The organism is Paenibacillus xylanexedens (assembly GCF_007676705.1).
GTDB lineage: Bacteria > Bacillota > Bacilli > Paenibacillales > Paenibacillaceae > Paenibacillus > Paenibacillus xylanexedens_C.
In genome coordinates this window covers 836236-850750 of the sequence record NZ_VEBF01000002.1, presented here as the reverse complement: position 1 = coordinate 850750, position 14515 = coordinate 836236, and the positions used below count along the sequence as shown (strand labels likewise).

At 46.1% G+C, this 14515-nt stretch carries 13 protein-coding genes; 9 read left to right on the top strand and 4 right to left on the bottom strand.

What is annotated here, in order from left to right:
- Nucleotides 1-316 precede the first annotated feature (316 nt).
- Both msrA and FS628_RS13835 read right to left on the bottom strand, forming a co-directional pair.
- Nucleotides 317-1279 carry a peptide-methionine (S)-S-oxide reductase MsrA gene (gene msrA, locus FS628_RS13840; RefSeq protein WP_145322707.1) on the bottom strand — a complete coding sequence of 321 codons (963 nt, stop codon included), beginning with the start codon at nucleotides 1277-1279 and terminating at the stop codon, nucleotides 317-319.
- Nucleotides 1280-1459: 180 nt separating this feature from the next.
- Nucleotides 1460-2149 (bottom strand): TVP38/TMEM64 family protein, encoded by a 690-nt coding sequence (locus tag FS628_RS13835; RefSeq protein ID WP_222125232.1) that lies wholly within the window; start codon nucleotides 2147-2149, stop codon nucleotides 1460-1462.
- 122 nt (nucleotides 2150-2271) lie between these two features.
- On the opposite strand from FS628_RS13835, the gene FS628_RS13830 reads away from it, so the two are divergent.
- Both FS628_RS13830 and FS628_RS13825 read left to right on the top strand, forming a co-directional pair.
- Complete coding sequence (locus tag FS628_RS13830) at nucleotides 2272-3210, top strand: Gfo/Idh/MocA family protein (RefSeq protein WP_145322703.1); 939 nt, start codon at nucleotides 2272-2274, stop codon at nucleotides 3208-3210.
- 32 nt (nucleotides 3211-3242) lie between these two features.
- Entirely contained in the window at nucleotides 3243-3557 is a 315-nt protein-coding gene (locus FS628_RS13825; RefSeq protein ID WP_145322701.1) for a hypothetical protein, read from the top strand.
- 26 nt (nucleotides 3558-3583) lie between these two features.
- On the opposite strand, the gene FS628_RS13820 is transcribed toward FS628_RS13825, so the two are convergent.
- Nucleotides 3584-4402 carry an AraC family transcriptional regulator gene (locus FS628_RS13820; protein WP_145322699.1) on the bottom strand — a complete coding sequence of 273 codons (819 nt, stop codon included), beginning with the start codon at nucleotides 4400-4402 and terminating at the stop codon, nucleotides 3584-3586.
- A 190-nt stretch (nucleotides 4403-4592) separates the two neighbouring features.
- Between FS628_RS13820 and FS628_RS13815 the strand changes: the two genes are divergently transcribed.
- The 6 genes from FS628_RS13815 to FS628_RS13790 all read left to right on the top strand — a co-directional run bounded on the left by FS628_RS13815 (nucleotide 4593) and on the right by FS628_RS13790 (nucleotide 10287).
- Entirely contained in the window at nucleotides 4593-5705 is a 1113-nt protein-coding gene (locus FS628_RS13815) for a Gfo/Idh/MocA family protein (RefSeq protein WP_145322697.1), read from the top strand.
- A 202-nt stretch (nucleotides 5706-5907) separates the two neighbouring features.
- Nucleotides 5908-6876 carry a sugar phosphate isomerase/epimerase family protein gene (locus tag FS628_RS13810; RefSeq protein WP_145322695.1) on the top strand — a complete coding sequence of 323 codons (969 nt, stop codon included), beginning with the start codon at nucleotides 5908-5910 and terminating at the stop codon, nucleotides 6874-6876.
- Between the two features lie 24 nt (nucleotides 6877-6900).
- Nucleotides 6901-7629, top strand: coding sequence for a ThuA domain-containing protein (locus FS628_RS13805; protein WP_017687549.1), 729 nt, complete (start codon nucleotides 6901-6903; stop codon nucleotides 7627-7629).
- Nucleotides 7630-8152: 523 nt separating this feature from the next.
- A complete protein-coding gene (locus FS628_RS13800) occupies nucleotides 8153-8449 on the top strand; it encodes a winged helix-turn-helix transcriptional regulator (protein WP_076333333.1) in 297 nt (98 codons plus the stop codon).
- Nucleotides 8450-8644: 195 nt separating this feature from the next.
- Entirely contained in the window at nucleotides 8645-9376 is a 732-nt protein-coding gene (locus tag FS628_RS13795) for a hypothetical protein (RefSeq protein WP_145322693.1), read from the top strand.
- Between the two features lie 197 nt (nucleotides 9377-9573).
- Nucleotides 9574-10287: a hypothetical protein gene (locus tag FS628_RS13790; RefSeq protein ID WP_145322691.1), complete on the top strand. Its 714-nt coding sequence runs from the start codon at nucleotides 9574-9576 to the stop codon at nucleotides 10285-10287.
- A gap of 92 nt (nucleotides 10288-10379) precedes the next feature.
- Here FS628_RS13790 and FS628_RS13785 read toward each other — a convergent pair whose 3' ends face one another.
- Nucleotides 10380-11096 (bottom strand): Crp/Fnr family transcriptional regulator, encoded by a 717-nt coding sequence (locus tag FS628_RS13785; RefSeq protein ID WP_145322690.1) that lies wholly within the window; start codon nucleotides 11094-11096, stop codon nucleotides 10380-10382.
- Between the two features lie 432 nt (nucleotides 11097-11528).
- Between FS628_RS13785 and adhE the strand changes: the two genes are divergently transcribed.
- Nucleotides 11529-14141 (top strand): bifunctional acetaldehyde-CoA/alcohol dehydrogenase, encoded by a 2613-nt coding sequence (adhE, locus tag FS628_RS13780; RefSeq protein WP_076333275.1) that lies wholly within the window; start codon nucleotides 11529-11531, stop codon nucleotides 14139-14141.
- Nucleotides 14142-14515: the final 374 nt, after the last annotated feature.

Here is a 14515-nt window from a genome sequence, read left to right as displayed (position 1 = left end):
AAGCTTATCGGTTGAGCAAGTTAAAGCATTATCATTTTGCACCTTAATTCAATCTCTATAAATAACAAAAAGCATGATCAAGTAGGGTCCCTGTAAGGTGAGTCTTTGACTATGGGGACTCTACATTTTTATTTAGAAAAGGAATGTATATGAGCATTTTGTATAAATCCAAAGAGTGACTTTCAATCAGCAGGATATAGAGCGAAATGGTTCTATTCGTCTATATTTGTACCCGAGAGCGAGTAGAATCGAATTATGCAAAATGCTAATAAAAAGAGCAGCGGGATTAACCGCTACTCTGGTGTTAGATCTTATTTTATTGAAAAAGGACGGTGTACTCGCCGTATCCTTCTTTTTGCATGTCTTCTTTGGGTACAAAACGAAGTGCCGCAGAGTTGATGCAATAACGCATTCCACCTGCTTCGGCAGGACCATCGTTGAACAGGTGGCCCAGATGGGAATCGCCCTCACGACTTCTCACTTCGGTGCGAATCATGAAGTGGCTGAGATCGGTTTTTTCCTTCACGTTGTAGTCACGAAGTGGACGTGTGAAGCTCGGCCAGCCGCAGCCGGAATCGTATTTGTCAGTAGAACTGAACAATGGCTCGCCCGATACGATGTCCACATAGATGCCTTCACCGTGGTGATCCCAGAATTCGTTATGGAATGCAGGCTCTGTTGCGCTGTTTTGAGTAACTTCATATTGCAGCGGCGTCAGACGCTCTTTCAGCCCGTCTTTGTCCACATTGCCAGACCAGTTGCGTTCGATGAAATCTACGCGTCCAGAACCTTTGCTGTAGCGTTTGTAATGGGCAGGGTTCTTACGGTGATAATTTTGGTGATGTTCTTCCGCTTCATAGAACGGTTTTGCTGGCAAAATGGGTGTGAAGATCGGTTTATCAAAACGTCCACTTTGTCCCAGCTCCGCTTTGGAAGCTTCCGCAATCTGGCGCTGCTCTTCGCTATGATAGAAGATGGCCGTCTGATAGGAAGATCCGCGGTCATGGAATTGCCCGCCTGTATCCGTAGGATCAATCTGCTGCCAGAACAGTTCAACCAGTTTCTTATAAGGGAAGATGGCAGGGTCGAACGTAATTTGTACAGCCTCTACATGTCCCGTTGTCTCCGAGCAGACCTCTTCATATGTTGGATTCTCGGTATGTCCTCCTGTATAACCCGATACGATCTTATGAATACCGGGCAGTTCTTCAAAGGGGGATACCATACACCAGAAGCATCCGCCTGCAAAAGTTGCTAACTCACTTGAATGTTGTTCCATGCTATAGTCACTCCATTTCTGATGAAGATTTAGTGCTCGTGTTCGAGCTCCAGCAATCTACCGTTTTTATTGAAGCCTAACCCAAGCAATTGGCTTGCTCTTCTATTATATCCTGAATTGGCTAGCCAACCAAGCCGCATTGAAAACAAGCTGGATCTGAATAGCTTTTGAAATCCGTATTCAGACTTTGTTGCGTGAGCGAAAGCGAAATAAGAGCAATACAATGGCCATGAGCACCAGATATCCTGCAAGGATTCCCAGGCTCAGCCAGATGGAGCTTTCAGCCTGTGCACCTGCATAGGCAAAAACAAAAATCGCTGGTATTTTGCCAATGGCCGTAGCGACCATGAAGACCCAGAATGGCGTATACGTTATACCTGCGTAGATATTAACGGCCATTTGAGGCACGACCGGAAGCAACCGCAATGACATGACACCCATGAACGGATGTGCTTCCATCCATGTTGTAAAACGGTTCAAACCCCGAATGCGTTCGAGGTACGATCTCGCCTGATGCCTGAAGATGGTTCTTGCTCCGCCATAGACGAGCATGGCAGCAAGTGATGTGCCAAGCCAGCATATCCAGGCTGCTGTGGTGGTACCGTAACTGTAACCAAAGGCAATAATAACAAACTTATAAGGAATTACAGGCACAAGAGCAAACAATGTTGCCATGGCGAGTAAAAGCGGGATGGACTGATGGAGATCGGTCCAGGCCAGCAGTTCATATCTGTAAATAAACGTGACTCCTGCAAGTAAAACATACAACAGGAGCCATAACCATTTTCGCAAAATTCCAAACGCTCCTTTCAGATCAGGCAGGTCTAGTCGTGTCCCGATCTGTACTGCTGTTCCTCTTAAGTTTACCACGTTCGCTCATTGTCTGAACAATTCGTGTTGAAGTCTGCTGCAATCACTGGCAAGTTGGTGTCCGAAGGGTTACACTATAGGACGTGGAAATATAGAACCGAACTGAAGGTGGAATGATCATCATGGAAACAACCCAACGTAAACGAATTGCAATTATCGGCCTCGGAGGTATTGCACGTAAAGTGTATTTGCCGCTGTTGACTGCTCATCCGAACGTGGAAATAGTGGGGATTATGAACCGCTCTCCAGAGCCGGTCAAAGCCGTTCAGGAGGCGTATAGATTAGAACGGGGAACAACGGATCTGAAAGAACTGTTGTCCTGGGAACTGGATGCGGTGTTTGTACATACAGCAACGGAAGCGCACTTTGACATTGTCATGCAATGTTTGGAACAGGGACTGGCCGTTTATGTAGATAAGCCGTTATCCTATACGCTTCGGGAGTCGGAAGAGATGACGGCTTTTGCCGAGGCACAGGGTCTGTTACTGGCAGTGGGCTTCAATCGCAGATTCGCACCGATGTACCAAAAAGCGAAAGAATGGATGCAGGGCGGAAAAGGCTTCGAGTCCCTTACAGTGACTAAACATCGCACAGGCATTCAAGATCGTCCTGCGGCAGAAACCATCTATGATGATCTCATCCATATACTGGATCTAATGATGTGGTACTCGGATCACAATGTGGAGCTGCTTCATCAATTGATTCGGAAGAATGATCTGGACAGACTGCTGCATGCGACCGGAACGGCCAAGCTGGGCAGAACAGCCTACGGTCGATTCGATATGGTTCGTGAAGCTGGGGCAGATCTGGAGAAAGTGGAACTGCATGGTGGTGGACGATCTGTCGAAGTAGTGAACATGGACACAATCAGCTACTTGGAACAGGGGAGTCTGGAAACGAAAGAAACCTTCGGGAGCTGGGATACCGTGTTAGCACGCAGAGGGTTTAGCGGCGCCGTCGATCATTTCCTGGCGTGTCTGGATACACCGGATGATTGCCTGATCAGTGCAAGTCATGTCATGGACAGCCATGAACTGGCTGAACAATTGATTCGCAAATAGTTGCAGAATACACATACGGAGGAATACACATTATGGATGAATTTGAAAAAGATCGTAATAAACAGATCGAGGAAGCTGTCATTGAAACCTATAAACAGGAAGAAGAGATGATGATCCTCGTCTTTGCCCAGTGGTGTGTCAATCATGGATTGGACCCGGAAGAGATGTACCGGCAAGCCTACCCGAATCAGCAAAGCAACGAGCGTTTGCAGCAGGTGCAGAAGCTGATTGTATCCAAGGAGGAAGCCGGTGAAATCCCGGATGATACAGTACTTGGTGTGTTGTCCATGTTTGGCAATGAAGATCTGGCGATGGTTGTATCCGAGGCTATAGCCGCGCGCAAATAAGTTCAACTTACGTATACTAAATATGATTACATCTGTTCCCGGTGAATAACGCGGAATTCCTTCGGGGACATGCCGAACCGGGAACGGAATACCCGATGGAAATAGGTATAGTTGTTAAAGCCGGAAGACTCAGACACTTGCTCCAGGGTCATTGGACTGAAAATAATTCGTTCCCTTGCCATGTTCAGTCGTACGTCGAGCGTGTATTGCATGATGCTTTTGCCAAACGCTTCTTTAAAGAGATGAACACCCCTTGAGACACTGATGCCAATATGTGTTGCCACATCATCCAACTTGAACAAAGAGGAAGCGTTTTCTTCAATGTAGTTCTTGATCTCATAAGCCACATAATTGGTGTTGGTTACCGTCGGATGCTCCGAGAGCAGACGATCCACTTCGAGACATAAGATTCGCATATAATAACTTGAAATTTCAGGGTAAGGATTGGAGATGCGGCGCTGTTCCAGCACAAGTTGTCGAAACAGGACTAGCAGACTTTCCGTCAGTTCGACTTTGATTCGGGTCGGTCGTTTGTGACGTTTCCACCACTCATCTACCCAGGAACCATTGAAAAAGATGTGATAGTCTCCACTCTCCACCAGCCGTTCTCCCATCGGATTAATTTCATTGTCTATTCTAAGCTCATAGGGCTCGTCAGGGTCAAAAAGAAGCAAATCACCCGCATCTACCAGGGACATGTCCCCGTCAATACGTGCACGGCAACGTCCGTCTGTTTGCAGTCTTAAAAGGTAGTTCTTCACTCCTTCAGGCTGCACCATAGCGTAAGGTTTACGATGAAATGAGAAGCCTGCTGTAAGAACTTGGCAGGATTGATCTGTCGACATGGGCATACTCCTTGCAATTTGAAAATTATGACCAGATAGTTCATGTTTCAATCATATTATTCATTTTAATTGAAGCGGAAACGGAATACCATAGTATTAGATTTAAGGAACAGGAAACATCCAACAAAACATATGTATCTCAACCATTCAAACGCGGATTTTCACCATGCGTAAGGAGATGAACGTCACAGTGGAGAAAATGAAAGCAGGCATCATCGGGTGCGGTAACATCAGTGCCATCTACCTGGAAAATCTCAAAAACAACCCGGTCATTGAAGTCGTGGCTGTTGCGGATTTGATTCGTGAACGCGCTCAGGAACGGGCAGATGAATTTAATATCGAAAACGTTTACAATGTAGATGAGTTGCTGCAAAATAACGAAATTGAACTTGTGCTGAACCTTACGGTTCCAGGCAGTCATGCCATGACCGATCTGGCTGCACTCGAAGCAGGCAAACATGTGTATGCCGAGAAGCCGCTGGCGATTTCGCTTGAGGATGGTCGCAAGGTTGTTGAGCTTGCTGAGGAAAAAGGATTGTATGTTGGTTCTGCACCAGATACTTTCCTTGGCTCAGGAATTCAAACCGCTCGTAAAGCCATTGAGGATGGACTGATTGGCAAGCCGATTGCAGCGACTTCATTCTTCATGGGCGGAGGACCAGAAGCTTGGCATCCTAATCCGGAATTCTTTTATGTCGCAGGTGGTGGACCGATGTTTGATATGGGACCTTACTACTTGACCGCGCTGATAACATTGCTTGGACCAATACGCAGAATCAGTGCCTCGGCTGGAATACAGGTTGCGGATCGCAAGATTGGCTCTGGACCGAAGGAAGGTACATCGCTGCAAGTACAGACGCCGACCCACTTGGCAGGAACCATCGATTTTGCAGAAGGGGCCATTGCAACGATGATTACCAGTTTCGATATTCGCGGAGCTTCGGATCTGCCACGTATTGAAATCTATGGTACAGAAGGTACGCTTAGTGTACCGGACCCAAATTATTTTAACGGGGAAGTGAAGGTTCGCAGGTACGGTCAAGACACTTGGGAAACGATCAAACCAGTCTTCGAAAGCGGACAAAACGAACGAGGCATTGGCGTAACCGAAATGGTCGAATCCATTCGTGCCGGACGCGAACACAAAGCCAGTGGTAAGCTTGCTTATCACGTACTGGAAGCTATGCATTCATTCCAGCGTTCTTCACTTGAGGGCAAGCACATCCATCTGGAGAGCAGCTATGACTCTTTTGCAGTAACTCGCACAGTTCAAACTGAGATTGAAACCGTGGAATCGCACTAGAATGGAGTACCAAGTGTTTGAAGCTTGATGCTCTTTCGAGTGGAAGAGAATAACCAGTATTCTTACGTTCAATTTCAGGATAGAAACACTCTCGATTTTCCACACTAATCAAACAGGCATGTGATCTGAACGGTAATTGTATACAGTTCAATATTCATGAATTCAGCAATCATACGATATCTAATCCAGGGAGGAATCGCACTTGAAACTCGGCGTATTTTTGGTACTATTCGGAGGACGTAAATTGGAGGATGCTCTTGATTATGTAGCATCCAAGGGATTAAAAGCAGTAGAGATCGGAACAGGTGGACATCCAGGCAATGCACACTGTAAGCCGGATGAATTGTTAAGCAATCCTACAGCACTGAAAAACTTCAAAAATGCAGTGGAATCACGTGGTTTGACGATCAGCGCACTGAGCTGTCACGGTAACCCGCTGCATCCGCAAAAGGATATTGCTAAAGGATTCCATGATGATTTTGTCAAAACGGTAGAACTGGCTGAGAAGCTGGAAGTGCCTGTAGTGAATACATTCTCCGGTTGTCCAGGAGACCATGAGGATGCGAAATATCCGAACTGGCCTGTTGCACCATGGCCGAATGACTTCCAGGAGATCCTGAAGTGGCAGTGGGAGAACAAAGTTATCCCTTATTGGACAGAGTGGGGTAAATTTGCAGCAGAACGTAATGTAAAAGTTGGACTGGAGTTGCACGGTGGATTCTCGGTTCATACACCTGCAACCTTGCTGAGACTGCGTGAAGCAGCGGGTGAAGTCATCGGAGCGAACTTGGACCCAAGTCACATGTGGTGGCAAGGCATTGATCCAGTGCAGGCGATTCACATTTTGGGACGTGAAGGAGCAATACATCACTTCCATGCGAAAGATACAACGATTGATCCGGTAAACGTGAACAAACACGGTGTAACGGATATGCAAGATTATACAAATATGCTGGATCGGGCTTGGCAGTTCCGCTCGGTCGGTTATGGACATGATAACAAGACTTGGGCAGATATTATGAGTGCCTTGCGTCTGGTCGGATATGATTATGTAGTAAGTATTGAGCACGAAGACGGTTTGATGTCGGTTGAAGAAGGATTCTCTAAAGCTGTGCAAAATCTCCAGCAAGTATTGATCGAAGAGCCGCTGGGCGATATGTGGTGGGTTTAGAGCTACACTAGGGGGAAATTGAATATGATCAACGTCACCATTTGGAATGAATTTGTCCATGAGAAAATTCACGATGAAGTAAGGGAAGTCTACCCGGATGGTCTGCATCGAGCGCTGGCTGACGGACTTGGCGGCGAAGGCTTTGCTATTCGAACGGCTACACTGGATCAGCCTGAACACGGATTAAGTGATGAAGTGCTGAATTCCACGGATGTGCTCATATGGTGGGGACATATGGCACATGATCGCGTAAGCGATGAGATCTCGCAGAAGGTCGCACAGCGAGTACTGAACGGGATGGGTATGATTGTGCTTCATTCAGGTCATTTCTCTAAACCATTCAAAGCGCTGATGGGAACGAGCTGCGATCTGAAGTGGCGTGTAGCTGACGAGCAGGAAATTGTATGGTGTGTGAATCCATCCCATCCGATTGCGGATGGCATCGAAGGCAAGATTGTATTGGAAAAAGAAGAGATGTACGGGGAATTCTTCGATATTCCAGTACCTGATGAACTGGTGTTTGTAAGCAACTTCCAGGGTGGGGAAGTATTCCGAAGCGGATGCACGTTCCGGCGTGGTGAAGGTAAAATCTTTTATTTCCGTCCAGGTCATGAGACGTATCCGACCTATTACAAACCGGAAATATTAAGAGTGATCAGTAATGCAGTGAAATGGGCATATCCTGCCCGCAGTTTCAAGCCGGAATTCGGCAAGAGCGAACCTGTAAGACCATTTGGTGGCGTGCTAGTTTAATTCATAATTTGCTTCGTGAAAGATATATATCAGTTCAACTAACATTTACACATTAACGGAGAGGGCAGAAATAACTTGAAGAAGCGGAGCGTGCGCCTTTATCCCCGGATTTTTTCCCTTTAGAAAGAAATCAAAAAAATCTGGGGATAACAGCGATCGGAAAGTTGTTCTGACATCGGAGTGCTAGTGTAAATATTCTTTAGTTGAACTGATATAGATAACGTAAACGCAAGCATATACCCAGGAACCCTTCTCCAAGTCAATGATGACTGTGGCAGTTGGGTTCTTTTTGGGTAAGATAGTACTATGGGGAAGTTATACGATATTTCCCATGGTTATGGGACATGGTGTACTGTATACTGGGATGTAACATCCGATCTGGGTGATATGCTTCTAAAATTTAAACTTTTTAGTTGCAGACGTTTTCTTTGAAGCTTAAATATGTTATTATGAAATATACTAACAAAATGTAAGTTGAGTGATCTCTAAAGAGGTGATTAATGTGGAAGGTCAAGACTTGCGGATGTGTCCGCGTTTTGAGACGGCGTTTTCCTTTTTGGGCAAGCGCTGGAATGGTTTAATTATTCAAACGTTGATGAGTGGTTCAAAGCGATTCAAGGATATCTCCAATCTGATTCCGTCTATGAGTGACAAGATGTTATCTGAACGGATGAAGGATCTTGAAAGTGAAGGTATCTTGGTTCGTCACGTCTATCCTGAGACGCCGGTTCGTATTGAATACGAACTGACGGATAAGGGTAGAGCGCTCCAGCCTGTCATGAATCAAATTCAAGATTGGGCTGAGAAGTGGGTTGACTAACGTATAAAAGCAGCATCACCTACTTCCGTGCATGACTGAACAAAAACCCCTGATTTCTGTAGAAATCAGGGGTTTTTGTCTTAAGTATAACGTGGATTGGCGATTTTCTCTTGGGCTGTGCACATGTTGTCATGAGTTGTAGTATAATCTATAGAAAATGGCCACAGACGGCCGGAGCGAAGGAGGCCACTTGTCATGAGAGAAGAAAGCTTATCCCGCGAAGTACGCTACGGCAAGCAAGATATTGCAGAACTTGAGAGCGCATCCATTCAGGTCCATCTGATCTACAAAAAAGCTGCAGAGTTGTTCAAGCGCACCGTATATTCCCGTTCGGTTAAGGATGATCTAGCCGAAGTGAATATGTATCCTATGAACAGCGATGGTCCGAAATCAGCTCCGGCGGTGCTGCAAAAATGGATTCAAACGTCCAGAGGCTGGAAATGTATCGGCTGTGAACTAAGGCAACCTGAATCGACAATGTCCCAGATGGAGGAAGCCACCCATGGAAAACGGCTAATGCTGGATGTAGGCGAAGGTCGGTTGGCTCAGGCAGAAATGCTGATTCAGGCGGTTGTTTGGTCTCAATATGAGAAGATTCGAATGTTTGCCCCGTGGCTTGGGGATGAACCCTTCTATAGCGTGCAGGAACTGGATGTCATTGCCCGCTATATTGTGCCTACTTATTTTTCGGAACGTCCTTTGCATGAACAAGGCAAGGTACTCAAGATACACCAACAATATGGTCAGATTCCGCTATATCAGGAGTATGTAGATGCACCTTCATGCTGCGTGCAGGTGGACGGTGCATTGCTTGAAGGCCGATTGCTGACAGGGGTATATGTGTCGGAGGAACAGTTCTTCGGACTCAATCCATATCTGAAAGATGGCGATGGAGGACGGACTTACATGCAGGCTAGTGTCCAATGATAACGTAACCAATAAGAACGTAAAAATGATTTAGATCGGAGAGCCTGTGTGCAGGCTCTCTTTGTTGTACAAGCCTTGTGTGGAGTGCATGCCTCATAAAAGTAACGGCTTTGACACTTTTTTTTGTTGAATAATGTGCCATAATAGAGGTTATGGACAACAGGGTGAGTGATTTTACGCAGGGTGGTGTTACCTACATGAAGAAGAAAATCCCCGGTTACATAGGTGTATGTTTGCTCCTACTAGCGATCTTGGCTGGTTGTAGTGAGACACAGCCTTCAGAGCAGCCAATTGTCAAAGAGACAGAAACAGCGAATACGATTACAGTGGCTGTAGATGGTAGTACGTTTTTGCCTGATGCAACGAAGTCCATTAAGCGAGATTTTAGTGAGGGTTTGACGCTCAAAAAAGCATTACTGAATAGCGGACTGGTTGATTTCACAGCGGATGGCAAACGGATTCAATCTGTTGGTGAAGTTTCTCTGGATTCTTCGCTCAGTTGGGCTGTCAAATTGAACGGCAAGGATATTGAACAGGAAGATTGGGACATGGAGCTTCATGCCAAAGATGAAGTGATCATTTACGTGAAAGCCGCTGACAGTGGGGGGGATGGCGTTGCATATCAGACAACGTTACTCAAGGTGAGCGGTGGAAACATTATGCCAACACTCAATCGTCAATATGCTGGCGTCTATGTTCAGGAATGCACAGTTCGCGATGTCTTGAAGTCCAGTGGGATTGTGAGAATGTCGGAGAACAACAAATTTGTCGTTTCGGTCGAGAATGTTACGCCCCGCATGAATCAGCGGTGGGTCATTATGGTGAACGACAAGGAATTAATGGAAAATGGTTTGGACATGAAATTGAATCCACGTGATGCGGTTAAGCTTGAATTGACCAGTGCATCCTAAGCATACAAATAAGCCCAGTCTCTCTGCAGAGAAATGGGCTTTTTTTATTGAAATCTATTCTATAACCAACATCTGCATAGCATACTCGAAGATTAAATACGACAGATCTCGTTCGGGCAAAGTTCACAGTGACAGATCCCTTGCAGCATCTTCAGATCTTTGATGACAATCATGCCATTGTCATATTCAATCGCATCTTTCTTGCGCAGATCGCTTAACATACGGTTAACACTTTCACGAGTGGCTCCAATCATATTGGACAGATCCGTGTGGGTAATTTTTTTGTGAATAATGACATGCTCTCCATGAGGCTCGCCATACGAATTCGACAACCGAATGAGGGTAGAGCAGAGCGCACCAGGTTTGCCATATAACATGAGGTCCCGGAACTTGGTCTGTGTCAACCGGTGGTGGATGCCCATCCATTTCATAAAGTCGATCGCGAAGTCACAATGCTGGCAGATCAGCATTTCCAGGTCTTTGTGTTCCAGTACACCAATCTCACTGTCTTCCAGCACTTCCGCTGAAAAGCTATGCTTGGAGCCAAAGAAGGGATCAGCCTGGCCGATCATATCACCGGATTGATACATGTACATGATCAGTTCCTTGCCCTCATCCGTGGATTTGGTAATCTGGGCACGACCCCGTTTCATATAATAAAGTTTGTCAGAGACGTCTCCTTCCCAGTACAGGTGGGTACCTTCCGGATAGGTTCTATCTTTCATTGTAACCAGCAGATGGTTGAAATTTGCTTCCGAGAAACAGTTGGTATTGCCGCGCTTTTCCAGTACAGTCGTTAGTTCTCTCATAAGTCTATCTCCCCTTTATGTCCATCGGACGGCCTTCTGTAGCTTGCAGTAGCCTCCGAGGTTCGCCGCAAACCGTTGCCGTCCTGATCAGGGTCATCTCGGCCGGGAGGAAGGACGGTACAAATTGCGGTGGTTCAATTTTTAAGTTCAGTATATACCTAAAGTTACCTTTTGGGGGGCATGGGAAGGCATCAAAAATGGCGAAATTTCAAACATTGTGATTAAATTCACTTTTAATGGGGAAGGATGTGTTCGATAGCCCTACACTTATTATAGGAAGTGGAAATCAACTTGTTAGCAGACATTACAAAACTAAATTTAAATTTGTTATACTTTGTGAAAAAAATCACATGATTATGTTTTTGGCTATGGTACGATGTGAATGTAAACGAGAGAGACAAACTAATACGAACCTTTAGGAGGATGAGGGAGATGGCTGTAAAGAACGAAGTCGCCCCAGCAAAAGAACCGACAGCAGGTCAGTATATTCAAACGTTAATCGACAAAGCGAATAAAGCACACGCCGCATTCATGAAGATGGACCAGAAGCAGATTGATCGGATTGTGCAAGCCATGGCGCTTGCGGGTCTGGATAAACACATGATGCTCGCCAAGATGGCCGTAGAAGAAACAGGCCGCGGAGTGTATGAGGATAAAATCACCAAAAATATATTTGCAACAGAATATGTGTACCACAGCATCAAGTATGACAAAACCGTAGGTGTGATCGAAGATAACGAATATGAGAGCTTCCAGAAAATTGCGGAGCCGGTCGGTATTATTATGGGGATTACACCCGTCACGAACCCAACATCAACGACGATGTTTAAAGCACTGATCTCCATCAAGACCCGTAACCCAATTATCTTCGGTTTCCATCCATCTGCACAGAATTGTAGCCGGGAAGCTGCTAAAATCCTACTGGAAGCGGCAGTGAAACATGGTGCACCAGCAGATTGTATTCAGTGGATTGATGATCCTTCCATGGATCGCACGAACGAACTGATGAATCACAATGATGTGGCTCTCATTCTGGCAACAGGTGGATCAGGCATGGTACGTGCAGCGTACAGCTGTGGTAAACCTGCACTGGGCGTAGGACCAGGTAACGTACCTTGCTTTATCGAGAAAAGCGCGGATATCAATCAGGCAGTTACGGATTTGATTCTGTCGAAGTCCTTCGATAACGGCATGATCTGTGCTTCCGAGCAAGCGGTAATCATTGAAGAACCGATCTTCGATCAAGTGAAGAAAAAAATGATTGCGAATGGCTGTTACTTTGTTAACAAAGATGAAGCAGCAAAATTGACAGCAGGTGCGATTAATGCCGAGAAATGTGCGGTGAACCCGGCGATTGTTGGTCAATCTGCGGTGAGCATTGCGAAGTTATGCGGTATTGAAGTTCCGGCAGGCACCAAAATTCTCGTAGCCGAGATTGAAGGGGTAGGTACGAAATTCCCATTGTCGGCTGAGAAATTAAGTCCGGTACTCGCTTGTTACAAAGTCAAAACGGCAGCAGAGGGCATTGAACGTGCGGCAGAAGTAGTTGCTTTTGGCGGCATGGGTCACTCCTCGGTTATCCACTCCACGAATGAAGAAGTGATCGGCAAATTCGCAGATCGTCTGCAAACCGGACGTATTATTGTGAACTCACCATCCACACACGGTGCCATCGGGGATATCTACAACACGAACATGCCGTCATTGACACTGGGATGCGGATCATACGGACGTAACTCGACTTCTTCCAACGTAACCGCTGTGAACTTAATCAATGTGAAAAGGGTGGCTCGCCGTACCGTGAATATGCAATGGTTCAAAGTGCCGAACAAAGTCTACTTCGAAAAAGGGGCAACGCAGTATCTTGCCAAAATGCCTGACATCACACGTGTTGCCATTATTACCGATGCCATGATGGTCAAACTTGGATATGTGGAAAAGGTAGAACATTATCTGCGTCAACGCCAAATGCCAGTAGCGATCGAAGTATTCTCCGATGTAGAGCCCGATCCATCGACAACAACGGTAGACCGCGGAACCGAAATGATGCGCCGCTTCCAACCGGACTGCATTATCGCACTCGGCGGTGGATCACCGATGGATGCTGCCAAAGCCATGTGGTTGTTCTATGAATATCCAGATACGGACTTCAACGACCTGAAACAAAAATTCATGGATATCCGCAAACGGATCTACAAATATCCACGTCTAGGCGTAAAAGCGAAATTTGTAGCGATTCCAACAACATCCGGTACAGGTTCTGAAGTGACATCGTTCGCGGTTATCACAGATAAAAATCAAGGAAATACCAAATATCCATTGGCCGACTATGAGCTGACTCCAGACGTAGCGATTGTCGACCCGGAATTCGTATACTCCCTGCCTAAAACGGCTGTAGCGGATACAGGTATGGACGTATTGACTCATGCGATTGAAGCTTATGTGTCTGTCATGGCGAATGATTACACGGATGGACTTGCGATCAAAGCCATTCAACTGGTGTTCCAATACCTAGAGCAATCTGCGCTGCAAGGAGATAAACTGGCACGTGAGAAAATGCATAATGCTTCCACGATTGCCGGTATGGCGTTTGCCAACGCATTCCTGGGCATTAACCACAGCTTGGCGCACAAATGGGGCGGTCAGTACCACACCGCACACGGACGCACCAATGCAATCCTGATGCCGCACGTTATTCGTTACAACGCAAAAAAACCGACCAAATTTGCATCGTTCCCGAAATATTCGCACTTTGTAGCGGATGAGCGTTATGCCGAAATTGCCCGTATCTTGGGATTGCCTGCTCGCACGACAGAAGAAGGGGTAACCAGTCTCATCAATGCCATCCGTAATCTGAACAAAACATTGGGCATTGAAGAATCGTTCCAGGAAATCGGATTTGATGCCAAAGACTTTGAAGCACACGTGGATTATCTGGCAGACCGTGCCTTCGAAGACCAATGTACAACCGCCAATCCGAAGTTGCCGCTGGTAACTGAATTGGCTGATGTGTACCGCAACGCTTTCTACGGAAAGTTTGAATAAGGAATTAGAACTAAGCGTGCCTTACGGCAAGAGGATCAGGGTTCCCCGAAATGGGGAGCCCCGATTGCCGTCTTTCACACAATTAGAAGAGGGCAGAAAAACAGAAGAGCAAAGCATCTGTTTTTCAGGGGTTATTTGAAGATTTGGTTTGCTCCGAGTATAGAGGAGCAATGGTTCGGTTCTAGAGAGATTACACGGAATTCGTGATGTGGCTGTTTGAACAATCCCTTTACACGACAACGGAGGGGCAGAAATAACCTGAAAAAGCGAAGCGTTCGCCTTTATCCCCGGATTTTCCCTTTTCGAAAGGGAATCAAAAAAATCTGGGGATAACAGCGATTGGAAGGTTGTTCTGTCACGCAGTGATCCTGTGT